This is a genomic window from Pseudomonas neuropathica (assembly GCF_051174785.1).
Classification (GTDB): Bacteria; Pseudomonadota; Gammaproteobacteria; order Pseudomonadales; family Pseudomonadaceae; genus Aquipseudomonas; species Aquipseudomonas neuropathica_A.
In genome coordinates, this window is the sequence record NZ_CP195111.1 from 2,387,652 (window position 1) to 2,411,577 (window position 23,926).

At 59.2% G+C, this 23,926-nt stretch carries 18 protein-coding genes; 16 read left to right on the forward strand and 2 right to left on the reverse strand.

Annotated elements, in window-relative coordinates:
* The first annotated feature begins 215 nt into the window (after positions 1 to 215).
* The 15 genes from gluQRS to ACRRSD_RS10865 all read left to right on the forward strand — a co-directional run bounded on the left by gluQRS (position 216) and on the right by ACRRSD_RS10865 (position 20,646).
* Positions 216 to 1,112 carry a tRNA glutamyl-Q(34) synthetase GluQRS gene (gluQRS, locus tag ACRRSD_RS10795; protein ID WP_435038048.1) on the forward strand — a complete coding sequence of 299 codons (897 nt, stop codon included), beginning with the start codon at positions 216 to 218 and terminating at the stop codon, positions 1,110 to 1,112.
* Between the two features lie 77 nt (positions 1,113 to 1,189).
* Positions 1,190 to 1,366, forward strand: a complete 177-nt coding sequence (locus ACRRSD_RS10800; protein WP_003176118.1) for a hypothetical protein — start codon at positions 1,190 to 1,192, stop codon at positions 1,364 to 1,366.
* Positions 1,350 to 4,304: a sensor histidine kinase gene (locus tag ACRRSD_RS10805; RefSeq protein ID WP_162483053.1), complete on the forward strand. Its 2,955-nt coding sequence runs from the start codon at positions 1,350 to 1,352 to the stop codon at positions 4,302 to 4,304. Before ACRRSD_RS10800 ends, ACRRSD_RS10805 begins: the two co-directional genes overlap by 17 nt.
* 22 nt (positions 4,305 to 4,326) lie before the next feature.
* Positions 4,327 to 5,763 (forward strand): sigma-54-dependent transcriptional regulator, encoded by a 1,437-nt coding sequence (locus ACRRSD_RS10810; RefSeq protein WP_435038049.1) that lies wholly within the window; start codon positions 4,327 to 4,329, stop codon positions 5,761 to 5,763.
* 734 nt (positions 5,764 to 6,497) lie between these two features.
* Positions 6,498 to 7,901 (forward strand): polynucleotide adenylyltransferase PcnB, encoded by a 1,404-nt coding sequence (locus ACRRSD_RS10815; protein WP_038369032.1) that lies wholly within the window; start codon positions 6,498 to 6,500, stop codon positions 7,899 to 7,901.
* Positions 7,902 to 7,905: 4 nt separating this feature from the next.
* Positions 7,906 to 8,391 carry a 2-amino-4-hydroxy-6-hydroxymethyldihydropteridine diphosphokinase gene (gene folK / locus ACRRSD_RS10820; RefSeq protein ID WP_435038050.1) on the forward strand — a complete coding sequence of 162 codons (486 nt, stop codon included), beginning with the start codon at positions 7,906 to 7,908 and terminating at the stop codon, positions 8,389 to 8,391.
* A 402-nt stretch (positions 8,392 to 8,793) separates the two neighbouring features.
* Positions 8,794 to 9,594 carry a 3-methyl-2-oxobutanoate hydroxymethyltransferase gene (panB, locus tag ACRRSD_RS10825; RefSeq protein ID WP_435038051.1) on the forward strand — a complete coding sequence of 267 codons (801 nt, stop codon included), beginning with the start codon at positions 8,794 to 8,796 and terminating at the stop codon, positions 9,592 to 9,594.
* The gene (panC, locus tag ACRRSD_RS10830) at positions 9,591 to 10,451 is read left to right on the forward strand and encodes a pantoate--beta-alanine ligase (RefSeq protein WP_435038052.1); all 861 of its coding nucleotides are present in this window, start codon (positions 9,591 to 9,593) and stop codon (positions 10,449 to 10,451) included. Before panB ends, panC begins: the two co-directional genes overlap by 4 nt.
* Positions 10,452 to 10,661: 210 nt before the next feature.
* Positions 10,662 to 11,042: an aspartate 1-decarboxylase gene (gene panD, locus ACRRSD_RS10835; RefSeq protein ID WP_003205654.1), complete on the forward strand. Its 381-nt coding sequence runs from the start codon at positions 10,662 to 10,664 to the stop codon at positions 11,040 to 11,042.
* A gap of 229 nt (positions 11,043 to 11,271) precedes the next feature.
* The gene (gene pgi / locus ACRRSD_RS10840) at positions 11,272 to 12,936 is read left to right on the forward strand and encodes a glucose-6-phosphate isomerase (RefSeq protein WP_435038498.1); all 1,665 of its coding nucleotides are present in this window, start codon (positions 11,272 to 11,274) and stop codon (positions 12,934 to 12,936) included.
* 214 nt (positions 12,937 to 13,150) lie between these two features.
* Complete coding sequence (acs, locus tag ACRRSD_RS10845) at positions 13,151 to 15,088, forward strand: acetate--CoA ligase (RefSeq protein WP_435038053.1); 1,938 nt, start codon at positions 13,151 to 13,153, stop codon at positions 15,086 to 15,088.
* 51 nt (positions 15,089 to 15,139) lie between these two features.
* Positions 15,140 to 16,012, forward strand: a complete 873-nt coding sequence (locus ACRRSD_RS10850) for an oxygenase MpaB family protein (protein WP_435038054.1) — start codon at positions 15,140 to 15,142, stop codon at positions 16,010 to 16,012.
* Positions 16,013 to 16,161: 149 nt separating this feature from the next.
* Positions 16,162 to 17,178 (forward strand): class I SAM-dependent rRNA methyltransferase, encoded by a 1,017-nt coding sequence (locus ACRRSD_RS10855; RefSeq protein WP_435038055.1) that lies wholly within the window; start codon positions 16,162 to 16,164, stop codon positions 17,176 to 17,178.
* A gap of 220 nt (positions 17,179 to 17,398) precedes the next feature.
* Complete coding sequence (locus tag ACRRSD_RS10860; protein ID WP_435038056.1) at positions 17,399 to 20,350, forward strand: DUF748 domain-containing protein; 2,952 nt, start codon at positions 17,399 to 17,401, stop codon at positions 20,348 to 20,350.
* Positions 20,350 to 20,646 (forward strand): DUF2845 domain-containing protein, encoded by a 297-nt coding sequence (locus ACRRSD_RS10865; RefSeq protein ID WP_007909909.1) that lies wholly within the window; start codon positions 20,350 to 20,352, stop codon positions 20,644 to 20,646. The genes ACRRSD_RS10860 and ACRRSD_RS10865 overlap by 1 nt, the downstream gene beginning before the upstream one ends.
* Positions 20,647 to 20,915: 269 nt before the next feature.
* On the opposite strand, the gene ACRRSD_RS10870 is transcribed toward ACRRSD_RS10865, so the two are convergent.
* Both ACRRSD_RS10870 and ACRRSD_RS10875 read right to left on the reverse strand, forming a co-directional pair.
* The gene (locus ACRRSD_RS10870; RefSeq protein WP_414872138.1) at positions 20,916 to 21,272 is read right to left on the reverse strand and encodes a BON domain-containing protein; all 357 of its coding nucleotides are present in this window, start codon (positions 21,270 to 21,272) and stop codon (positions 20,916 to 20,918) included.
* 295 nt (positions 21,273 to 21,567) lie between these two features.
* Positions 21,568 to 21,999 carry a pilin gene (locus ACRRSD_RS10875; protein ID WP_122607925.1) on the reverse strand — a complete coding sequence of 144 codons (432 nt, stop codon included), beginning with the start codon at positions 21,997 to 21,999 and terminating at the stop codon, positions 21,568 to 21,570.
* 225 nt (positions 22,000 to 22,224) lie between these two features.
* Here ACRRSD_RS10875 and pilB point away from each other — a divergent pair, with 225 nt between their 5' ends.
* Positions 22,225 to 23,925 carry a type IV-A pilus assembly ATPase PilB gene (pilB, locus tag ACRRSD_RS10880; protein WP_435038057.1) on the forward strand — a complete coding sequence of 567 codons (1,701 nt, stop codon included), beginning with the start codon at positions 22,225 to 22,227 and terminating at the stop codon, positions 23,923 to 23,925.
* Position 23,926 lies beyond the last annotated feature (1 nt).

The following is a 23,926-nucleotide window of genomic DNA, read 5'->3' on the forward strand; positions in this document are numbered from 1 at the left end:
ACGAAAAACGGAGCGTGCGAACGCTCCGTTTTTGTTTCTGTCTTTTGCCTTTTGCCTTGCCTTTGCCTTTGCCTTTGCCTTTACCTTTGTGGGAGCGAGCTTGCTCGCGAAGGCGCCGGATCAGACAATTTAATGCTGAATGACACACCGCTTTCGCGAGCAAGCTCGCTCCCACAGGTGTTGTGTACACGCGCTGAAAAAGTACTATCGCATTCATGACTGTCAAGACATCCCCCGCCTACATCGGCCGCTTCGCCCCAACCCCTAGTGGCCACTTGCACTTCGGTTCGCTGGTCGCCGCCCTCGCTTCTTACCTCGACGCCCGTTCGGTCGGTGGTCGCTGGCTGGTGCGCATGGAAGATCTCGATCCGCCCCGCGAAGAACCCGGTGCGCAAGCGGCGATTCTCAAGGCGCTGGAAAGTTACGGCTTTGAATGGGACGGCGACATGGTGCGCCAAAGCGATCGGCACGACGCTTACGCCGAAGTGCTCGACAGCCTGTTCAATCACGGCCTCGCTTATGCCTGCACCTGTTCGCGCAAACAGCTCGAGCCGTACAACGGCATTTATCCGGGCCTGTGCCGCAATGCCGGCCACGATCAGCAAGACGCCGCCATCCGTCTGCGCGTGCCGGAGCTGGAATACCATTTCGTCGACCGTGTGCAGGGTGAGTACCGTCAGCATCTGGGCCGCGACGTCGGCGATTTCGTGATCCGCCGCCGCGACGGTCTCTACGCTTATCAACTGGCCGTAGTGCTCGATGATGCCTGGCAGGGCATTACCGACATCGTGCGCGGTGCCGACCTGCTCGACTCGACCCCGCGCCAACTCTATCTGCAAGAACTGCTCGGCCTGCGTCAGCCGCGTTACCTGCACTTGCCGCTGATCATCCAGCCAGATGGCAACAAGCTAGGCAAGTCCTACCGCTCGCCGCCGCTGCAAGCTGATCAAGCCACGCCGCTGTTACTGCGAGCCCTGCGCGCACTCGGGCAAAACCCCGGCGCCGAACTGGCTCATGCCTCGCCGCAAGAGTTGCTGGCGTGGGGCAGCGCGCACTGGGATGCCACACAGATCCCGCGCACACTGACCCTGCCCGAAGCGCAACTGCTATGACGACACTTGCAGTCGTGCGCCCATCCGTTACCATCGCCGCACGTTTTCGGGCACGCGCATAAAAAAGAGAGGCCGGGATGTACATCTATCGCTTGGTCCTGCTTTTAGTCGTGGGGATCTACCTGTTTTCCCCCGCCATCATGGATTGGTGGATCGACGCTACGGGCGCCTGGTATCGCCCCTATCTGCTTTGGCTGATCCTCATAGTCGTGACCTTCATCCTGCAGAGCCAAAAAGATGCCGATGAGCTTTAGCCTGACCCAGATGATTCTGATCAGCGCCGCGTACCTGGCGGTGCTGTTCGGTGTTGCCTGGATCAGCGAACGGGGCATGATCCCGCGCGCGATCATTCGCCACCCGTTGACCTACACCTTGTCGCTGGGGGTTTACGCCAGTGCGTGGGCGTTCTACGGCACGGTCGGACTGGCCTACCAGTACGGCTACGGCTTTCTGTCCAGTTACCTCGGCGTGTCCGGCGCGTTTCTGCTGGCGCCGGTGTTGCTTTATCCAATTCTGAAGATCACCCGTACTTATCAACTGTCTTCGCTGGCCGATCTGTTTGCATTTCGCTTTCGCAGCACCTGGGCCGGTGCGCTGACCACGATTTTCATGCTGATAGGTGTGCTGCCGTTGCTGGCGCTGCAGATTCAAGCGGTCGCCGACTCCATTGGCATCCTCACCGGCGAGCCGATCCAGAGCCGTGTCGCGTTGGCGTTTTGCGCGCTGATCATACTGTTCACGATTTTCTTCGGTTCCCGGCATATCGCTACGCGCGAGAAGCACGAAGGCCTGGTATTCGCGATTGCCTTTGAATCGGTAATCAAACTGATCGCTCTCGGCGGCGTCGGCCTGTATGCGTTGTACGGCGTGTTCGATGGCCCGCAACAGCTGGAACTGTGGCTGCTGCAAAACCAGACCGCCCTCGCCGCCCTGCACACGCCATTGCAGGAAGGCCCGTGGCGCACCTTGTTACTGGTGTTCTTTGCCTCGGCAATCGTGATGCCGCACATGTATCACATGACCTTCACCGAGAACCTCAATCCGCGCTCGCTGGTCAGTGCGAGCTGGGGTTTGCCGCTGTTCTTGCTGTTGATGAGCCTGGCGGTGCCGCTGATCTTGTGGGCCGGCCTGAAACTCGGCGCCACGACCAATCCTGAATATTTCACCCTCGGCATCGGCATTGCTGCCAACAGCAAACCGCTGGCATTGCTCGCCTATGTCGGCGGTCTGTCGGCGGCCAGCGGGCTGATCATCGTCACTACGCTGGCACTGTCAGGCATGGCGTTGAACCACCTGGTGCTGCCGCTTTATCAGCCGCCGGCCGAAGGCAATATCTACCGCTGGCTGAAGTGGACCCGCCGCGCATTGATCGTCGCGATCATCATGGCCGGTTTCGGTTTCTACCTGATGCTCGGCGCCGAGCAGGATCTGGCCAACCTCGGCATCGTCGCGTTTGTGGCGACCCTGCAATTCCTGCCCGGCGTGTTGTCGGTGCTGTATTGGCCGACCGCCAACCGTCGCGGTTTTATCGCCGGTCTGCTGGCGGGGATCCTGGTCTGGGTAGTGACCATGCTGCTGCCGCTGGTCGGCAATCTGCAGGGTTTCTACATCCCGCTGCTGAACATGATTTACGTGCTCGACGACACCAGTTGGCACATGGCGGCCATTGCCTCGCTCGCCGCCAACGTCTTGATGTTCACGCTGATCTCGCTGTTCACCAACGCCAGTCCCGAAGAAGCCAGTGCTGCCGAAGCTTGCGCTGTGGATAACGTTCGTCGCCCGCAACGCCGCGAACTGCACGCGGCCTCACCACAGGAATTCGCTACACAACTGGCGAAACCGTTGGGCGCCAAGGCTGCGCAGAAAGAAGTCGAGCAAGCGCTGCGTGATCTTTATCTGCCGTTCGACGAACGCCGCCCGTACGCCTTGCGCCGTTTGCGTGACCGTATCGAAGCTAATCTGTCCGGGCTGATGGGACCGAGTGTGGCCCAGGACATGGTGGAAACCTTCCTGCCCTACAAGGCGGGTGGCGAAAACTATGTGACCGAAGACATTCACTTCATCGAAAGCCGCCTTGAGGATTACCACTCGCGCCTCACAGGCCTGGCTGCCGAACTCGATGCCCTGCGTCGCTACCACCGCCAAACCCTGCAGGAACTGCCGATGGGCGTCTGCTCGCTGGCCAAGGATCAAGAGATCCTGATGTGGAACAAGGCCATGGAAGAACTTACCGGGATCGCCGCACAACGCGTGGTCGGTTCGCGTCTGAGCACCATTGGCGAGCCGTGGAAAGAATTGCTCCAGGGTTTCATCAACCTGCCCGACGAGCATTTGCACAAACAGCATCTGGCCCTCGACGGTCAGACGCGCTGGCTGAATCTGCACAAAGCAGCGATTGATGAGCCATTGGCACCGGGTAACAGCGGCCTGGTGTTACTGGTCGAAGATTTGACCGAAACGCAAATGCTCGAAGACAAACTGGTGCACTCCGAGCGCCTGGCGAGCATTGGTCGTCTTGCGGCCGGTGTGGCCCACGAAATCGGCAACCCGATCACCGGCATCGCCTGTCTGGCGCAGAACCTGCGCGAAGAACGGGAGGACGACGGCGAGCTGACGGAAATCAGCGGGCAGATTCTTGAACAGACCAAACGCGTCTCGCGCATCGTCCAGTCGCTGATGAGTTTCGCCCACGCTGGCAGCCATCAGCACAGCGACGAACCGGTTTGTCTGGCAGAGGTCGCTCAAGATGCGATTGGCCTGCTGGCCCTGAACCGACGCAATTTCGAAGTGCAGTTCTACAACCTGTGCGATCCGGATCACTGGGTCGAAGGCGATCCGCAGCGGCTCGCTCAGGTGCTGATCAATCTGCTCTCCAACGCCCGCGACGCCTCGCCGCCGCACAGTGCGGTGCGGGTCAAGAGCGAAGCCGGCGAACACACGGTCGATCTGATCGTCGAAGACGAAGGCAGTGGTATTCCGAAGAACATCATGGACCGATTGTTCGAACCCTTCTTCACCACCAAGGATCCTGGCGAAGGCACCGGTCTGGGCCTTGCACTGGTCTATTCCATCGTTGAAGAGCATTATGGACAAATCACCATCGACAGCCCGGCTGATGTACAAAGCCAACGCGGCACCCGTATCCGGGTGACCTTACCGCGTCATGTCGAAGCGACGTCCGCTGTGAACTGAGACCGTCGAGAGTATCGAATCAATGCCGCACATTTTGATCGTCGAAGACGAAACAATTATCCGCTCCGCCTTGCGCCGCCTGCTGGAACGCAACCAGTACCAGGTCAGCGAAGCCGGTTCAGTGCAGGAAGCACAAGAACGCTTCACCATTCCTACGTTCGATCTGATCGTCAGCGATCTGCGTTTGCCGGGCGCTCCGGGCACCGAGTTGATCAAGCTCGGCCAGGGCACACCGGTGCTGATCATGACCAGTTACGCCAGCCTGCGCTCGGCGGTCGACTCGATGAAGATGGGTGCGGTGGACTACATCGCCAAGCCTTTCGACCACGATGAAATGCTCCAGGCTGTCGCGCGGATCCTGCGTGATCGCCAATCAGCTCCGGCTGCCGGCGAAGCGGTTGCCAGCAAACCGACCAACGGCAGCGGCAAATCTGCCGTCGACAACAGTAACGGTGAAATCGGCATCATCGGTTCCTGCCCACCGATGCAGGATCTGTACAGCAAGATCCGTAAAGTCGCGCCGACCGATTCCAATGTGTTGATCCAGGGCGAGTCCGGTACCGGTAAAGAACTGGTGGCCCGCGCCCTGCACAACCTGTCGAAACGCGCCAAGGCGCCGATGATTTCGGTGAACTGCGCGGCCATTCCGGAAAGCCTGATCGAGTCCGAACTGTTCGGCCACGAAAAAGGCGCGTTCACCGGCGCCAGCGCCGGGCGTGCCGGTCTGGTCGAAGCGGCGGACGGCGGCACGTTGTTCCTCGACGAAATCGGTGAGCTGCCACTTGAGGCGCAAGCCCGCCTGCTGCGTGTGTTGCAGGAAGGCGAGATTCGTCGGGTCGGCTCGGTGCAGTCGCAGAAAGTCGATGTGCGCCTTATTGCGGCGACTCACCGGGACCTGAAGAGCCTGGCGAAAATCGGCCAGTTCCGTGAGGACCTTTATTACCGTCTGCACGTCATCGCACTGAAACTGCCAGCCTTGCGTGAGCGCGGCGCCGACGTCAACGAAATCGCCACTGCCTTCCTCGCTCGCCAAAGTGCGCGCATCAGCCGTACCGACCTGAAATTTGCTGCTGATGCCGAACAGGCGATCCGGCATTATTCCTGGCCGGGTAACGTGCGTGAGCTGGAGAACGCGGTCGAGCGCGCAGTGATTCTGAGTGAAAGCCCGGAAATCTCCGCCGATCTGCTGGGCATCGACATCGAGCTGAGTGATCTGGAAGACGATGAATTCATTGGTCTGCCGCCACAAACGCCGGGTAACGCCAGCAACAGCAGCCATGAACCGACCGAAGACCTGTCGCTGGAAGATTACTTCCAGCACTTCGTCCTCGAGCATCAGGACCACATGACCGAGACCGAACTGGCGCGCAAACTGGGCGTTAGCCGTAAATGCCTTTGGGAACGCCGTCAGCGTCTGGGCATCCCACGGCGCAAGACCGGGGTCGCCAGCGAGAGCTGAACGTTACCTGTCGAGTGTGCGGGTAACGCTTGAGGATGTGAAAAAACTGTTACCTCAGTCCTTTCACGTAACAGAAGCCGGGGTTATCGGTAACGAAACCCCGGCTTTTTTTCGCCCCGACAAAACGGTTATATCGACCTAACCCCTTGTTTTATTGGGTTTCGCAAAAGTTGGCACGGCCCCTGCTATATGTTTGGTACAAGAACAATAACAAGCAATGCACAAGACAATAAAAATAAGACGAATCGACTCACGCACAATAAAAACAAGACGGCGAGAGGCGCAGCTAACTGATTCTTTTGGAGAGGCGTTGTATTTGGGGCTTGCCCCACGACCAGGCCGAGAACAACAAAAACTGTCCTAAGACAGAGCCTGTACTGGTTGGATCGAGAGATCACTGCAATTCAGCGACCAAAGCAATCCGTTTGCTCTTGGCTCCCGATTGGGAGGGTCACGAAGGAAAAGCTTCGTGGCGAGGGCACTCAACAAAAACAAGAAGCCCGAATCAATAATAAAAAGAGCACGCAACTACTTCTTGGGGAGCTTCGGCTCCCCTTGTAGTTTCTCCTTCCCGGCAAAATCCCCCGTTTTTATCGCGCGCGATGCCTGTAGCCTGCGGCTTGCAGCTCAAATCGGCCGTGTCCTACACCATCCCCCGACTAAATGCTAGAATCTGCGCCCATCATGCGGTCATTCTTTGGTATGGCCGAACATTCCTTCAAACAGTGCATCCCATGCTGAAGAAGTTGTTCCAGTCATTCCGAACTCCCGTGCGTCGTACGCAACACATCCGCAGCACCCCTGAAGTGCTCAACAGCGGTCAACATTCGCTGCAGAAAACGCAGTTCAGCCGCTATGCGGTGAATATCGTCGAACGCCTGCAAGGTGCCGGTTACCAGGCTTATCTGGTCGGCGGTTGCGTGCGTGACATGCTGCTGGGCATCACACCCAAGGATTTCGACGTCGCCACCAGTGCCACGCCTGAGCAGGTGCGTGCCGAATTCCGCAATGCGCGGATCATCGGCCGTCGCTTCAAACTGGTGCACATTCATTTCGGTCGCGAAATCATTGAAGTCGCGACCTTCCGTGCCAATCATCCGGTCAACGAAGACGACGAAGACAGCAACCAGTCTTCGCGTAACGAGAGCGGGCGAATTCTGCGCGACAACGTTTACGGCACCCTGGAAGAAGACGCGCAACGCCGCGACTTCACCATCAACGCCCTGTATTACGATCCGGTCAGCGAGCGCATTCTCGACTACGCCAACGGCGTACACGACATCCGCAATCACCTGATCCGCCTGATCGGCGACCCGAAGCAGCGTTATCAGGAAGACCCGGTGCGCATGCTGCGCGCGGTGCGTTTCGCCGCCAAGCTCAATTTCGGCATTGAAAAGCACACCGTGCAGCCGATCCGTGAACTGGCGCCAATGCTGCGCGAGATCCCGTCGGCACGTCTGTTCGAAGAAGTGCTCAAGCTATTCCTCTCGGGCCACGGCGCGATCACCTTCGAAATGCTGGTCGACCTGCAACTGTTCGCCCCGCTGTTCCCGGCCAGCGCCGATGCGCTGGAACACAACCCGGAATACACCCACACGCTGATCAGCGAAGCGCTGACCAACACCGATCTGCGCATCAAGCAGAACAAACCGGTCACTCCGGCGTTCCTGTTTGCCGCACTGCTGTGGCCTGCCCTGCCGGCCCGCGTGTTGCGCTTGCAGGAACGTGGCATGCCGCCGATTCCGGCGATGCAGGAAGGCGCCCACGAGCTGATCGCAGAACAGTGCCAGCGCATTGCGATTCCGAAACGCTTCACCATGCCGATCCGCGAGATCTGGGACATGCAGGAGCGCCTGCCACGGCGCAGCGGCAAACGTGCCGACCTGTTGCTGGACAATCCACGCTTCCGCGCCGGTTACGACTTCCTGCTGCTGCGTGAAAGCGCTGGCGAGGAGACTGACGGCCTGGGCGAATGGTGGACGGACTATCAGGACGCCAACGACAGTGAACGTCGCGACATGATCCGCGACCTCAGCGGTAAAGGTGATGACGCCAGCGGTGCTCCGCGCAAACGTCGCCGCAGCAGCGGTTCCAAACGCAAACGCGCCGGCGCACCGAGCGCTTCGACCGGCGAGTAAAGGCATGGAACGCATCTACATCGGCATGGGCAGCAACCTCGCTGACCCGGCCGAACAATTGCGCAGCGCCGTCGAGGCGCTCGGGCAATTGCCGCAAACCACCCTCGCTGGCGTTTCCGCCTTCTATCAAAGCGACTCGTTGCTGCCGGGCCAACCGCGTTACACCAACGCGGTCGCGGCGCTCGACAGCGATCTTGCCCCACTGGAACTGCTCGATGCATTGCAAGCCATCGAGAATGACCAAGGTCGCGAACGCCTCGAACGCTGGGGCCCGCGTACGCTGGATCTGGACATTCTGCTGTTCGGTGATCGACTGATCGATGAGCCACGTCTGAAAGTCCCGCATTACCAGATTCAGGAACGCGCGTTCGTGCTCTATCCCCTTGCCGAACTGGCGCCGCAAGATTTGCGCCTGGCCGACGGCCGCACCCTGCCCGAACTGCTGGCAGCCTGCCCGTTCGTCGGCCTGGAACGCCTCCCGACAGACTGATTGCAATCCCCTGTGGGAGCGAGCTTGCTCGCGAAATCGGTGTGTCATTCAACACTGTGTTGGCTGATCCACCGCTTTCGCGAGCAAGCTCGCTCCCACATTGGTCTATTGCATTGCATACGCTGGATTTTGTCGGACAAAAACCCGTCGAATCAGCCCCGCCGCGCCGCTGAATCGCATCAGTAACGCCGGTAACACTCCCCTCGTAACAACGCGGTAACACACGCAATTGACTTCCTGTTGGCTCATCACGACTATAGGCGTCCCGCTGCCGCCAACCCGGCACATACGGGCGCAATCCAGGCCTTATAAGCACGACAAAAGAGCGTGCGCCTGAGTAGATGAAGAATCACGCGCGTTACTCGCAGTAGTTTCCAGAGCGCCTGAACGAGGATTTTTTACATGCCAGCCATCACCCTGACCACGCTCCAGAGCCTCAAGCAGAAAGGTGAAAAGATCACCATGCTGACCTGCTATGACGCGACCTTCGCCCACGCCTGCAACGAGGCCGGTGTCGAAGTGCTGCTGGTGGGCGACTCCCTCGGCATGGTCCTGCAAGGTCACGACAGCACTTTGCCGGTGACCACCGCAGAAATGGCCTACCACACCGCTTGCGTCAAACGCGGCAACAGCGATGCCCTGATCCTCGCCGACCTGCCGTTCATGGCCAATGCCACCCTTGAACAAACCCTGAGCAACAGCGCCATGCTGATGCAGGCCGGTGCGCACATGGTCAAAGTCGAAGGTCAGCTGTGGCTGGCAGAGTCGATCCGTCTGCTCGCCGAGCGCGGTGTTCCGGTGTGCGCGCACATGGGCCTGACCCCGCAAGCGGTGAACATTCTTGGTGGCTATAAAGTACAGGGCCGCAACGAAAACCAGGCGCGGCAGATGCGTGCTGATGCGATCTCGCTGGAACAGGCTGGTGCGGCGATGCTGCTGCTGGAATGCGTACCGAGCGAACTGGCCGCTGAAATCAGCCAGGCCGTGAAGATCCCGGTTATCGGTATCGGTGCCGGTAACGCCACCGACGGCCAGGTTCTGGTACTGCACGACATGCTCGGCTTGTCGATCACTGGCCGCGTGCCGAAATTCGTGAAGAACTTCATGCACGGTCAGGACAGCATCCAGTCCGCGCTGAAGGCTTACGTCAACGAAGTCAAAGCCACCACGTTCCCTGGCATCGAACACGGATTCTCTGCATGAACACCGTTAAAACCGTACGCGAACTGCGCGCCGCTGTAGCCCGCGCCCGCAGCGAAGGCAAGCGCATCGGCTTCGTGCCGACCATGGGTAACCTGCACAGCGGTCACGTCGCGCTGATCACCAAAGCCACCCAACGGGTGGACTTCGTGGTCGCGAGCATTTTCGTCAATCCACTGCAGTTCGGCGCCGGCGAAGACCTCGACAAATACCCGCGCACCCTGGCGGCGGACCAGGAAAAACTACTCGAAGCCGGTTGCGCCCTGCTCTTCGCGCCGACTGTCGAGGAAATGTACCCCGACGGCATGGCCGGGCAGACTCGGGTCAGCGTGCCGCAATTGTCCGAAGGCCTGTGCGGCGCCAGCCGTCCGGGGCACTTCGAAGGTGTGGCGACCGTGGTCAGCAAGCTGTTCAACATGGTCCAGCCGGATCTGGCGATTTTCGGCCAGAAGGATTACCAGCAACTGGCGGTGATCCGTGCGCTGGTGCATGACTTGAACATGCCGATCCAGATCATCGGTGAGCCGACTGTTCGCGCCGCCGATGGCCTTGCGTTGTCATCGCGCAACGGTTTCCTCAGCGAAGAACAACGTGCCGTGGCGCCGGTGGTCTATCGCTCGCTGAGTAACATTGCCGAATCGATCAAGCAGGGTGAGCGCGACTTCCCGGCACTGATCGGTGCTCAGGTGCAGCAGTTGGAAGCGGCAGGCCTGCGTCCGGATTACCTGGAAATCCGCCATGCCCTGACCTTGCGTCCGGCGACGGCCGAAGACCGTGATCTGGTGATTCTGGTGGCAGCGTTCCTTGGCACCACACGGCTGATCGACAACCTGCACCTGAATCTCGATACGCCTGCTTAAAAACACCGCAATACCCCCTGTGGGAGCGAGCCTGCTCGCGAAGGCGGTGTGTCATTCAGCACAAATGTTGACTGACACACCGCCTTCGCGAGCAGGCTCGCTCCCACAGGGGTTTTCGGTGTTATGAAAATTGCATTTCACGCCATATTGCCGCTCCCAAAGCCTTCGGGCACACTGCCCGCCGTTCGATGCCAACCCGGGAAAATCCTCATGCACGCGATCATGCTCAAGGCCAAACTGCACCGCGCCGAAGTTACTCATGCAGTGCTCGATTACGAAGGTTCGTGCGCCATCGATGGCGAGTGGCTGGACTTGTCCGGCATCCGTGAATACGAGCAGATCCAGATTTACAACGTCGACAACGGCGAGCGTTTCACCACCTACGCGATTCGTGGCGAAGAAGGCTCGCGGATGATCTCGGTCAACGGCGCTGCTGCGCACAAGGCCAAGGTCGGCGACCGCGTGATCATTTGTGCCTACGCCCATTACAGCGAAGCCGAGCTGGTCAATTTCAAGCCGCGCATGCTTTACATGGCGCCGGGCAATGAGCTGAGCCACACCAGCAACGCCATCCCGGTTCAGCTCGCCTGATCCCGATTTCGCCCCACCTCCTCCGTTTGTCGGCCAGTTCCCGGTCTGGATGTTAAAAAAGTACAGGGATCTGGTCAGACAAAGTCAAGACAGAACGCAGCGCGAGGTTTACTGTATTCGCCCTGTGTCCGGAAATCGTGTCGACACAGTTGATCCCATGCCCAAACAGGGCGTGCCGGATCTGTTCAGTGTTCAAAAGGCCGTTCAAGTAAAAAGGAAAACCGCAGCGATGGCGTATTACCTCACTCCTCAAGACGTTACCGCTCTGCCCGCCTGGCAAGCGTTGAAAGATCACCGCCAAGCCATGCAGGATTTCAGCATGCGCGAAGCCTTCAACGCCGATCCGCAGCGCTTCAACCAGTTCACCCTCAGCAGCTGCGGACTGTTTCTCGATTATTCGAAGAATTTGATCAACGCCCAGACCCGCAACCTGCTGGTCGGTCTGGCCAATGAAGTCGATCTCAAAGGCGCCATCAAAGCGCTGTTTGAAGGCGAAATCGTCAACACTTCCGAAGGCCGCCCGGCGCTGCACACCGCCCTGCGTCGCCCGGTAGGCGATAAGCTTTCGGTCAATGGCGTCAACGTGATGCCGGAAGTCCACAAGGTTTTGAACCAGATCACCGATCTGGTTGGCCGCATACACGATGGCCTGTGGCGTGGTTACACCGAGAAGCCGATCACCGACGTGGTCAACATCGGCATCGGTGGCTCGTTCCTCGGCCCTGAGCTGGTCTCCGAAGCACTGCTGTCGTACGCGCAGAAAGGCGTGCGTTGCCATTATCTGGCGAACATCGACGGCAGCGAATTTCACGAGCTGACGCAGAAACTGCGCGCCGAGACCACGCTGTTCATTGTTTCGTCGAAGTCGTTCAACACCCTCGAAACCCTGAAGAACGCTCAGGCTGCCCGTGCCTGGTACCTGGCACAGGGCGGTTCGGAAGCCGAGCTGTATCGTCACTTCATCGCCGTATCGAGCAACAACGCGGCAGCCGTGGCGTTCGGTATCCGTGAAGAAAACATCTTCCCGATGTGGGACTGGGTTGGCGGTCGTTACTCGCTGTGGTCGGCCATCGGTTTGCCGATTGCTTTGGCCATCGGCATGTCCAACTTCAAGGAGCTGCTGTCCGGTGCCTACACCATGGACCAGCATTTCCAGACTGCGCCGTTCGAACAGAACATGCCGGTGCTGCTGGCCCTGCTCGGTGTCTGGTACGGCAACTTCTGGGGCGCGCAAAGCCACGCGATCCTGCCGTACGACCACTACCTGCGCAACATCACCAAGCACTTGCAACAGCTGGACATGGAATCCAACGGCAAGAGCGTGCGTCAGGACGGCACGCCGGTATCGACCGATACCGGTCCGGTGATCTGGGGCGGCGTCGGCTGCAACGGTCAGCACGCCTACCACCAGTTGTTGCATCAAGGTTCGCAGTTGATCCCGGCCGATTTCATCGTGCCGATCGTCAGCTTCAACCCGGTCTCCGACCACCATCAGTGGCTGTACGCCAACTGCCTGTCGCAGAGCCAGGCGCTGATGCTCGGCAAGACCCTGGCGGAAGCTGAGCAGGAACTGCGCGACAAGGGCATGAGCGAAGAGCAGGTGCACAAACTCGCACCGCACAAGGTGATCCCGGGCAACCGCCCGAGCAACACCATCGTGGTCGAACGCATCAGCCCGCGTCGCCTCGGTGCTCTGGTGGCGATGTATGAGCACAAAGTCTTCGTACAGAGCGTGGTCTGGGGCATCAACGCCTTCGACCAATGGGGCGTGGAACTGGGCAAGGAACTGGGCAAAGGCGTTTACAACCGCCTGGTCGGCAGCGATGAGACCACTGCCGATGATCCTTCCACCCAGGGCCTGATCAACTACTTCCGCGGTCGTCACCGCGGGTGATGTAAATGGGTTGCCCACAATTCCAGTGGGCAACCCATCTCCAATGTGGGAGCGAGCCTGCTCGCGAATGCAGTGTGTCATTCAGCCTCTTTGTTGACTGACTCACCGCATTCGCGAGCAGGCTCGCTCCCACAGTTGTTTTGCGCATGACTTGAACCTCTGCATCGCTCGGCGCATCTTTATTCCTGTCGCACCACAAGAATAAGGAACCGTCATGTTCGATATCAGCACGTTCCCCAAAGCCGATGCCGTCCGCCGGGCTGCTCAGTTGAGTCAGGACGACTATCGGCGCCTGTACCGCGAATCCATTGAACACCCCACGGCCTTCTGGGCCGAACAGGCCACGCGCTTCCTCGACTGGAGCACACCGTGGCAGACCGTTCAGCGCTACGACCTGAAAACCGGTGAAGCCGCCTGGTTTGCCGGGGGCAAACTGAACGTCAGTTACAACTGCATCGACCGCCACCTCGACCAGCGTGGCGAGCAGACCGCCCTGCTCTGGGAAGGCGACGATCCCGCCGAATCGGCGCAAATCACTTATAAAAAACTCCACCACCACGTCTGCCGCTTGGCTAATGTGCTGAAAAGCCGTGGCGTGAAGAAAGGCGACCGGGTGTGCATCTACATGCCAATGATCCCCGAAGCCGCGTACGCCATGCTTGCCTGCGCGCGGATCGGCGCGATTCATTCGGTGGTGTTCGGCGGTTTCTCCCCCGACTCACTGCGTGACCGCATTCTCGATGCCGACTGCCGCACGGTGATCACGGCGGATGAAGGCGTGCGCGGCGGCAAGTTCGTGCCGCTGAAGCAGAACGTCGATAAAGCCCTGCAAAGTTGCCCGGACGTCAGCACCGTCGTGGTGGTCGAACGCAGCCAAGGCAAAGTCGACTGGGTCGAGGGCCGCGATCTCTGGTATCACCAGGCGGTGCGCGACGTCAGCGACGATTGCCCGCCAGAACCAATGGACGCCGAAGACCCGCTGTTCATCCTCTACACCTCCGGCAGTACCGGCAAACCCAAAGGCGTGCTGCACACCACCGGCGGGTACCTGCTACAAGCGGCGATGACCTTCAAATACGTGCTCGATTACCGCGACGGCGAAGTGTTCTGGTGCACCGCCGATGTCGGCTGGGTCACCGGCCACAGTTACATTGTCTACGGCCCGCTGGCCAACGGCGCGACCACATTGATGTTCGAGGGCGTGCCGAGCTACCCGAGCAGTTCACGATTCTGGCAGGTCATCGATAAACACAAGGTCAACATTTTCTATACCGCTCCGACGGCTCTTCGCGCGTTGATGCGTGAAGGTGCCGAACCGTTGAAGGAAACGTCGCGAGAGAGCCTCAGATTACTCGGCAGCGTCGGTGAGCCGATCAACCCGGAAGCGTGGGAATGGTATTTCAACGTCGTAGGAGAACAGCGCTGCCCCATCGTCGACACCTGGTGGCAGACCGAAACCGGCGGCATCATGCTCAGCCCGCTGGTCAGCGCCCAGCGGATCAAACCGGGCTGCGCCACGCAACCGATGTTCGGTGTGCAACCGGTGCTGCTCGATGAGCACGGCAAGGAAATCAAAGGCGCCGGCAGCGGCGTACTGGCGATCAAGTCGAGTTGGCCGGCGCAGATCCGCAGCGTCTATGGCGACCCGCAACGGATGGTCGACACCTATTTCAAACCTTATCCCGGCTACTATTTCACCGGCGACGGCGCACGACGTGACGAGGATGGCGACTACTGGATCACCGGGCGCATCGACGACGTGATCAATGTCTCCGGCCACCGCATCGGCACCGCCGAGGTGGAAAGCGCACTGGTGCTGCACGACAGCATCGCCGAGGCTGCCGTGGTCGGTTACCCGCACGACGTCAAAGGTCAGGGCATCTACGCCTTCGTCACGCCCATGAACGGCACCGAACCGAATGACGAGCTGAAGAAAGAACTACTGGCGCACGTCAGCAAGGAAATCGGCAGCTTCGCCAAGCCTGACCTGATCCAGTGGGCGCCGGCCTTGCCGAAAACCCGTTCAGGCAAGATTATGCGGCGCATTCTGCGCAAGATCGCCTGCAACGAACTCGACAGCCTCGGCGACACCTCGACCCTGGCCGATCCGAGTGTGGTGCAAGGCCTGATCGACAAGCGCCTCAATCAGTAGCATCCCGGGCGCGGCCCATCGGCCGCGCCCTCCCTTCTTCACTGAGTGCTCATGGAATTCATCCGCAGTCGTATTGAAAACCAGCTCATGAGCCTGACCGGGCTGTCGCTCGGTCAGCTCGATCTGGAAAACCCCAAGGGCGATCCCGGCCTGTTTGGTCCGGATTCGATCAGCTGGCAGGTGCACGGCGACTTCAGCAGCATGTTGATCGGTGGCATCAGCGCGCTCTTGCTGCAAGCTTTGCATCCGCTGGCACTGGCCGGGGTTTGGGATCATTCGAATTTTCGTCAGGACATGCTCGGGCGTTTGCGGCGCACCAGTCAGTTTGTTTCCGGCACCACGTTCGGCTCGCGCCGCGACGCCGACTGGTTGATCGAGAAAGTGCGCACCATTCACTTGCAAGTGGTTGGCACCGCGCCAGATGGCCGCCCCTACGCGGCCAGCGATGCGGATTTGCTGACGTGGGTGCATGTGGCGGAAGTGAGTAACTTTCTCGCAGCGCATTTGCGCTATCGCAACCCGCAGTTGTCGGGGGCGGATCAGGATCGTTATTACGCAGAGATTGCCGTGATTGCTGAACGCCTGGGCGCGCGGGATGTGCCGAAATCACGGCAAGCGGTGGCCGATTATCTGCAACGCATGCGCCCGCAGTTGCTGTGCGATGAGCGCAGCCGCGAGGTTTTGCGATTGTTGCTTGCAGCACCGGCGCCGAGTGCTCTGGCGCGACCATTTGGTGATTTGATGATGAAGGCCGGCATCGACCTGCTGCCGGACTGGGCCAGCAACATGCTTGATGTCCGGCAGAGCTCGCTGCAACGGCAATTGATTCGTGCCAGCGTGAGGCGCAGCGCACCGATGCTGCGCTGGGCGATGCGCAATGGTTCGGTGCAACGCGCCAAACGCCGGATGGGTTTGCTGACCTGAAAGCTTCGCGAGCAGGCTCGCTCCCACAGGAGATTTGATTTGCAGCATAGATCCTATGTGGGAGCGAGCCTGCTCGCGAAGGGCGCAACTCGATTGCCCGCCAAGCTGCTAAACTCCCGCGCCCCCATTCTCTCCAGCAAGGCGCCCGCATGTCTTCCTTGAATCAGGCGCTGCGCGCCGCCCTCGATCAACGCCAGGACTTGCTCGCCGAGCTGCACAGCCAGGGCACCGATTGCTATCGGCTGTTCCATGGCAGCCAGGAAGGCGCCGGCGGTTTGACCATCGACCGCTACGGCCCGCAACTGCTGGTGCAAAGCTTCCACCAGACGCTCGAGCGCGATGACCTGCTGCAACTGCACGCCGTGGTCAATCGAGCTTTGGGCCTGGAAATGTTGCTGGTTTACAACGACCGTTCCCGTGGCAACTCGCGCATCGACCGCGAAGATAGCGTCTACAAAGCCGACGATGCCGCACTGGCCGATCTGGTTGGCCATGAATGGGGCTTGAACTACCGTGTGCGTGGACGCCATGCAGGGCAGGATCCGCTGCTGTTCCTCGATCTGCGCAATACGCGTGGCTGGGTCAAGGATCACGCGAAAGGCAAATCCGTGCTCAACCTGTTCGCCTACACCTGCGGCGTTGGCCTGAGTGCCGCCGCCGGTGGCGCGCGTGAAGTGTGCAACCTGGATTTCGCCGAAGGCAATCTGGCGGTCGGACGCGAAAACGGTCTGCTCAACCCGCAATTGCCGGAGATGCAGTTCATCCAGTCCGATTACTTTCCGGCAATCCGCCAACTCGCCGGTCTGCCGATCAGTCAGCGCCGCGGACAGAAACTGCCGAGCTACCAGCGTCTCGATCAGCGTCAATATGATCTGGTCCTGCTCGACCCGCCCGCCTGGGCCAAGAGCGCATTCGGCACCGTCGACCTGCTGCGCGACTATCAGAGCCTGCTCAAACCGGCCCTGCTGACCACCGCCGACAACGGCGTGCTGATCTGCTGCAACAACCTGGCGAAAGTCAGCATGGACGAATGGCGCGAGCAGGTCCTGCGCTGCGCCGAAAAGGCTGGCCGGCCTGTGCGCGAGTGGAGCGTGATGACTCCCGGCGCGGACTTCCCGTCCATGGACCAGCAACCACCGCTGAAAACCTTGATCCTGCAGCTCTAAACCGCTCGCGCGGCTGACAACTATCTAATGTGGGAGCGAGCCTGCTCGCGAAAGTGGTGTATCAGCCAACAAATAGAGCGACTGATATGACGCCTTCGCGAGCAGGCTCGCTCCCACATGGGATCTGTTCCTACAGAAGAATCTGAACAATCCTGCTCCACGCGAGGTACTTCGGAACCAGAATCGCGTGCCATACTCCAAGGCACTCCGATTCAGACAGATGAAGCCGCACATGCCCAAAGGATTGATTCGCGCGATTGGCGCCCTGTTGACTGCTCTGGCCCTCTACAGCCTGCTGGGGTTTCTGATTTTGCCGGGCATCGCTCTGCGGGTAGCCAACCAGCAACTGGCCAACTACGCGACGGTGCCTGCGCATATCCAGCGCATCGAGCTCAACCCGTTCAGCCTGGAAGTCACCTTGTGGGGGCTGGTCATCGGCGAGCCGGGCAAGGAACAGATCGGCTTCGATCGCCTGTACGCCGACCTGCAAATCGACAGCCTGTGGACCAAAGCCCTGCATCTGGCGAACATCGAGCTGGACAAACCGAAAAGCGAAATCCTTTTCGCCAAAGACGGCAAACTCAACCTGCTGGGCCTGTTCAACGTGCCGTCCAGCGAGCCTACACCGGCCGACCCGGATGCCAAGCCCTTCCCGCTACGCATTGACAACATCAAACTGGCCAGCGGTGTCGTGCACTTTCAGGACGTGCGCCCGAGCGAGCCCATCGAATTTCTCTACGACGACCTCAGCTTCGAACTGAAAAACCTCAGCACCCTGCCCGAAGACAGCGCCGACATGACCTTGGTCGCCATCGGCCCGGCCGGTGGGCGGATCGACTGGAGCGGTAATTTCAGCCTGATCCCGTTCACCTCCGAAGGTACCCTGAAAGTCACCGACGGCAAGATGAAAGCCTTCTGGCCCTACGTGCGTGACTCGGTGCCATTGGTGCTCGAAGATGGCGTGATCAGCATCAGCACCGACTACAAACTCAATCTGTCGAAAGAAACCGAATTGCTGCTGAACAATGTCGCGGTGAGCATCGCGCCGTTCGCCATCAAGGCTCCGGACGGGCGGCCACTGGCGAAACTCGAGCGTCTCGACGTCAGCGAAACTTCGGTGGATCTGGCCAAGCAACAAGTCGTGGTCGGCAAGATCCGCAGCAACAAACTGGAAACCTGGGCCGCCCTCGAAGCCGACGGCCAACTGGACTGGCAGAAACTGTTCGCCAGCCAACCGTCGAAACCCGCCGCCAAAGCCGCCGCTGAACCGGCGAACACGCCAGCCGCTGCCGATTCGCCGAAAGCTGAACCGACTGCGCCGAGCAAACCATGGCAAGTGCTGCTCAAAGACGTGCAATTACGCGACTACACCGTGCACCTGGCCGACCGTTCGGCGACACCGGCAGTGGCACTCGATATCACACCGCTGAACGTCGACCTGCAGGATTTCGACAGCCTCAACGGTTCGCCTTTCAAGCTCAAGCTCGACGGCGGCGTGGGCAAACAAGGCAAGATCACGGCTGACGGCACGGTCAATCTCGCCCCGGTAAACGCCCAGCTCAACGTGAAAACCCAGGACATCGACCTGCGCGTCGCACAGTCCTACATCAATCCGTTCATTCGTCTGGAACTGCGCAGCGGCATGCTCGGCAGTGACCTGAAGGTCAATCTCAAGAGCACCGAACCACTGGCACTCAGCGTCACCGGCCGCGCGCAGATCGATCAATTGCACACCCTCGACACCCTGAAAACCCGCGACTTCCTCAAGTGGCAGCAAGTGGTGGTCGAAGGCCTGAATTATCAGCACGGCGACAGTCTGTCGATCGACAAGGTCAACCTGTTCCAGCCGTATGCGCGGTTCATGATCAACGACGACCGCACCACCAACATTGATGACTTGTTGATCCCCCAACCCGCCGACAGTGGCGCGAAAACCACGGCAGCCAAACCGGCCAGCAACGAGAAACCGTTGGGTATTCACATTGGTGGCATCGCGATCAATGACGGCTCGGCGAACTTCGCCGACTTCAGTCTGACACCCAACTTCGCCACCGCCGTGCAGCAACTCAACGGCCAGATCGGCACCATCGACAGTCGTCAGGCGAAACCGGCCAGCGTTGACATCAAAGGCAAGGTCGACCGCTATGCACCGGTGACCATCAAGGGCGCGGTCAATCCATTTGACCCAATGGCCAGCCTCGACATCGCCACCAGTTTCAAACGGGTCGAACTGACCACGCTGACGCCCTACTCCGGCAAATTCGCCGGTTACCGCATCCGCAAAGGCCGGCTCAACCTCGACCTGCACTACCTGATTACCAAGGGCCAGCTCAAAGCCGAGAACAAAGTGGTGGTCGAGCAATTGCAGCTCGGTGAAAAGGTCGACAGCCCGGATGCCGTGAGCCTGCCGCTGAAACTGGCGATTGCCCTGCTCAAGGATGTCGACGGCAAGATTTCCATCGAGTTGCCGGTGACCGGCGACTTGAACAACCCGCAGTTCAGCGTGATGCCGATTGTCTGGCAGACCCTGCGCAACCTGATCGTCAAAGCCGCTGCCGCGCCCTTCAAAATGATTGGCGGGCTGATCAGTGGCGGCAGTTCGCAAGACCTTGGCACCGTGTCGTTTGCGCCGGGTTCCAGCGAGTTGAGCAAGGATGCCGAGGCCGCACTGGTCAAATTGTCCCAGGCGCTGAAGGAGCGTCCGGCCCTGCGTCTGGAAATCGAAGGCACTGCGGCCAAAAGCAGTGACGGTCCGTTGCTCGCCGAGCAACGTCTGGAACGCGAATACCAGTACAACTACTACAAGATGCTCCAGCGTCGTGGCGATAAAGTCCCGGCCCAAGCTTCGTTGCTGCAAGTGCCAGACAGCGAAAAAGGCCCGCTGCTCGAAGGCATTTACCGCACCCGCCTGAAAACCCAGCCACCGGCGGAATGGAAGGATCTGGGCAAGGAAGAACGTACGGCGAAGATGCGCGAAGGCGTGATCCAGTTCTGGAGTGGCAGCGATGTGCTGCTGCGTCAGTTGGGTCAGGACCGGGCCAGCAGCATCAAGGATTATCTGGTCGATAAAGGCCAACTGGCAGACGACCGCGTGTACTTCATCGACGCCAATCTCGGTGAAGCCGAGAGCGATGGCCGCGTGGTGACGCAAATGCACCTGGATGCAGAGTAATGAAACTACAGTGGCTGGCCTTGCTCGCAATGACGCTCGCGGCCAGTCACGCCTCGGCGTCCGATACGTTGCGCTGCGGCAGTCAGCTGATCAGCCTTGGCGACCGTTCCAGCGAAGTCCTGCAGAAGTGCGGTGAGCCGGTCAGCCGTGATGTGCTCGGCTACAAACGCAGCGCCAATCGCCGCGAGGAGTTTCAGGTCGAGGAATGGACCTACGGCCCGAGCAACGGCATGTACCAATACCTGCGCTTTGAAGGCAATCGCCTGCGCCAGATCAACAGCAAACGCGGTAACTAAACCAACACCAAACCTCTGTGGGAGCGAGCCTGCTCGCGAATGCGTCGTGTCAGTCGACATCTTCATCGGCTGAAAGACCGCATTCGCGAGCAGGCTCGCTCCCACAATTGTTTTGTGTTGCCCCTGAAATAGAACAGGCCCCGACACAAGTGGCGGGGCCTGTAATGGTCACATCCGTGTGACCGTTCGCATGAACTCTAAAGTTGCGGCAGACGTATTGCTCGGCCCGTCTGTCGCGTCTTCTCCCGGTCCAGGCGAGAAGTCATGCCTTACTCGGCTTTCAGGCCGTCAGCGGAGACCGCTTTGACGCCTTTGATTTTCTTGGCGATCGCAACAGCTGTGGCTTTCTGCGCATCAGTTACAGCAGTAGTCGACGACAGCGATACAACGCCTTTGTTGGTTTCTACTTTGATGTCAGTACCTGGAATGCCTTTTTCGGTGACCAGGTCAGCTTTGACTTTAGTAGTGATCCAGGTGTCAGAAGTAGCTTCTTTAGCCTGGGTGACTTCACCGGCAGCCAAAGTCATTGGAGCCTGGGTAGCCTGGGTGGATTGTGCGAATGCACCGGAAGCCATGGTCAGGGTCAGCGCGGTAGCAGCAGCGGCAGTGATAGCGAACTTCTTCATACGAGTAACTCCTGTTTTTCTGGAAAGTCTGCTGGTTGTCTTGTCAGCAGGGTTACCAAGGTAGTTGCGAACGCTGTGCCAACTTTTCCATCAACATAAAACCCTTGTAAATCAATAGTTTATGCTTAACGCAGATTTTCGGAATCATGCAATTTGCATGACGCGCGCAATATTCACATGCAAGTTGCGGTTTTTTGGAAAGTTCCTAAGACGCTGAAATTATTGAAGCTTTTGTGAACGGCTGCGCAATGAAAAATGCCCCGCAGTGCGGGGCATTTACCTGTCCATCAACTAATCATGTACCGCTTGCCGTACAGCCTTTTGGCGAGTAATCCGGTGCAACCGTCGTGGCACACGTCCAGACACCTGCGCCCGTACCGGAAGAGCGGGTCAGTGTGATGGTTTTGTCGAGTACCGGGCCTGGAGCGTTTTTAATCGTGCAAACAATTGACCCGGCACCCGAGGAAGCTGTGCCCGATGCAGATACCGAACAATTGGAGGTTGTAACCGTTGCACTGCCCGCCACGTTAGTCAGCGATGGATCGGTGCCTTGATTAATCACATCCTCGAACGGCACTTTCATTGCGCTGATTTCCGCCAGCCCCGCCGTCACCTTCGACCGCGCCTGATACTTGGAATATTGCGGCAAGGCGATGGTCGCCAGAATCCCGATGATCGCCACCACGATCAACAGCTCGATCAAAGTAAAACCTTGTTGTTTTTTCATAGACACACTCCATGCATGAGTCGAAATCTCATGATCTGAAAGGGAAGCAGCATAGGCCATGCCAACGCCTCCAAGCCCCGCCCGTTGAGTGCGAACCCTCTACAACGCCATTTCCTACAACCCACAACCGCACTATCTGACACTTTTTGTCACCTGCACTGGCCGTGTTTGGCGCTGTCACTTGACTAGGCTATAAGTCATGAACTGCAAGCGTGCGGAATCCCCATGAATGACATCGCTCTGAGCGGTCTGGCCAAGCAATTGGTGCAGGCCGAGCTGCTCACGGAAAAAAGCGCCCAGCAAGCCTGGCAACAGGCCCAGCGCAATCGTTTGTCGCTGGTCAGCTATCTGGTGCAGAACAAACTGGTCAAGAGCTGGCAGGTGGCCGAGATTGCCAGCGAGCATTTCGGCATGGCGTTCCTTGATCTCAACTGCCTCGACAAGGAAACCCAGCCCAAAGGCCTGGTCAGCGAAAAACTCGTGCGCCAGCATCACGCCCTGCCCCTGTGGCGACGTGGCAACAAGCTGTTCGTGGGCATTTCAGACCCGAGCAACCATCAAGCGATCAACGACATCCAGTTCAGCACCGGGCTGAGCACCGAAGCCATTCTGGTCGAGGACGACAAACTCACCGATGCCATCGAGAAGTTCTTCGATACCCACACCAGCGGCCTTGAGGACATGGCCGATGTCGATCTTGATGGCCTCGATGTCGAATCCATCGACGACAGCAAACAGGAGGCCATCGGTGGCCTCGACGCCGACGATGCGCCAGTGGTGCGTTTCGTGCACAAGATGCTGCTCGATGCGATCAAGAGCGGCTCGTCCGATTTGCATTTCGAGCCTTACGAGAAAAACTACCGGGTGCGGGTGCGCACCGACGGCATCCTGCGCGAGGTGGCCAAGCCACCGATTCAACTGGCCGGGCGTATCGCCGCACGCCTGAAGGTCATGGCCAGTCTCGATATTTCGGAACGGCGCAAACCCCAGGACGGGCGGATCAAGATGCGCCTGTCGAAAAGCAAGTCGATCGATTTCCGGGTCAACACCCTGCCGACCCTGTGGGGCGAAAAAGTGGTGATCCGGATTCTCGACCCGTCCAGCGCACAGATCGGCATCGACGCCCTCGGCTATGAGCCGGTGCAGAAAGACTTGTACATGGCCGCGCTCAAACAGCCACAGGGGATGATTCTGGTCACCGGCCCCACCGGGTCGGGGAAAACCGTGTCGCTGTACACCGGCCTGAATATCCTCAATACCGTCGACATCAATATCTCCACCGCCGAGGACCCGGTAGAGATCAATATGGAAGGCATCAATCAGGTCAACGTCAATCCCAAACAAGGGCTCGACTTTGCCCAGGCGCTGCGCTCGTTTCTGCGTCAGGACCCGGACGTGATCATGGTCGGCGAGATCCGCGATCTGGAAACCGCCGAGATCGCGATCAAAGCCGCGCAGACCGGTCACCTGGTGCTCTCGACCCTGCACACCAACAGCGCCGCGGAAACCCTGACCCGTCTGCACAACATGGGCATTCCCGGCTTCAACATCGCCACCTCGGTCAGCCTGATCATCGCCCAACGCCTGGCACGCAAACTGTGCAGCCACTGCAAGAAAGCCATCGAGATCCCGCGCGAAACCTTGATCAAGGAAGGTTTCCCCGAGGAACGCATCGGCCATTTCACGATCTACGAGCCGGTCGGTTGCGATCACTGCAACGGCGGTTACAAGGGACGCGTGGGGATTTATGAAGTGGTGAAAAACACACCGGCACTGCAACACTTGATCATGGCCGAAGGCAATTCGCTGGAAATTGACCTGCAAATGCGCCGCGACGGCTTCGACGACCTGCGCACCTCCGGGCTGCACAAGGCCATGCAAGGCATCACCAGCCTTGAAGAAATCAACCGGGTCACCAAGGACTGAA

Excerpts from the sequence above, each read along its gene's own strand:
- ACRRSD_RS10855 (WP_435038055.1), top strand. The coding sequence starts at position 16,162 with ATGTCTTCCTTGAATCAGGCGCTGCGCGCCGCCCTCGATCAACGCCAG.
- ACRRSD_RS10850 (WP_435038054.1), top strand. The coding sequence starts at position 15,140 with ATGGAATTCATCCGCAGTCGTATTGAAAACCAGCTCATGAGCCTGACC.
- ACRRSD_RS10860 (WP_435038056.1), top strand. The coding sequence starts at position 17,399 with ATGAAGCCGCACATGCCCAAAGGATTGATTCGCGCGATTGGCGCCCTG.
- panC (WP_435038052.1), top strand. The coding sequence starts at position 9,591 with ATGAACACCGTTAAAACCGTACGCGAACTGCGCGCCGCTGTAGCCCGC.
- gluQRS (WP_435038048.1), top strand. The coding sequence starts at position 216 with ATGACTGTCAAGACATCCCCCGCCTACATCGGCCGCTTCGCCCCAACC.
- ACRRSD_RS10875 (WP_122607925.1), bottom strand. The coding sequence starts at position 21,999 with ATGAAAAAACAACAAGGTTTTACTTTGATCGAGCTGTTGATCGTGGTG.
- ACRRSD_RS10870 (WP_414872138.1), bottom strand. The coding sequence starts at position 21,272 with ATGAAGAAGTTCGCTATCACTGCCGCTGCTGCTACCGCGCTGACCCTG.
- pilB (WP_435038057.1), top strand. The coding sequence starts at position 22,225 with ATGAATGACATCGCTCTGAGCGGTCTGGCCAAGCAATTGGTGCAGGCC.
- panB (WP_435038051.1), top strand. The coding sequence starts at position 8,794 with ATGCCAGCCATCACCCTGACCACGCTCCAGAGCCTCAAGCAGAAAGGT.
- pgi (WP_435038498.1), top strand. The coding sequence starts at position 11,272 with ATGGCGTATTACCTCACTCCTCAAGACGTTACCGCTCTGCCCGCCTGG.
- panD (WP_003205654.1), top strand. The coding sequence starts at position 10,662 with ATGCACGCGATCATGCTCAAGGCCAAACTGCACCGCGCCGAAGTTACT.
- ACRRSD_RS10800 (WP_003176118.1), top strand. The coding sequence starts at position 1,190 with ATGTACATCTATCGCTTGGTCCTGCTTTTAGTCGTGGGGATCTACCTG.
- ACRRSD_RS10805 (WP_162483053.1), top strand. The coding sequence starts at position 1,350 with ATGCCGATGAGCTTTAGCCTGACCCAGATGATTCTGATCAGCGCCGCG.
- acs (WP_435038053.1), top strand. The coding sequence starts at position 13,151 with ATGTTCGATATCAGCACGTTCCCCAAAGCCGATGCCGTCCGCCGGGCT.
- ACRRSD_RS10865 (WP_007909909.1), top strand. The coding sequence starts at position 20,350 with ATGAAACTACAGTGGCTGGCCTTGCTCGCAATGACGCTCGCGGCCAGT.
- ACRRSD_RS10815 (WP_038369032.1), top strand. The coding sequence starts at position 6,498 with ATGCTGAAGAAGTTGTTCCAGTCATTCCGAACTCCCGTGCGTCGTACG.
- ACRRSD_RS10810 (WP_435038049.1), top strand. The coding sequence starts at position 4,327 with ATGCCGCACATTTTGATCGTCGAAGACGAAACAATTATCCGCTCCGCC.
- folK (WP_435038050.1), top strand. The coding sequence starts at position 7,906 with ATGGAACGCATCTACATCGGCATGGGCAGCAACCTCGCTGACCCGGCC.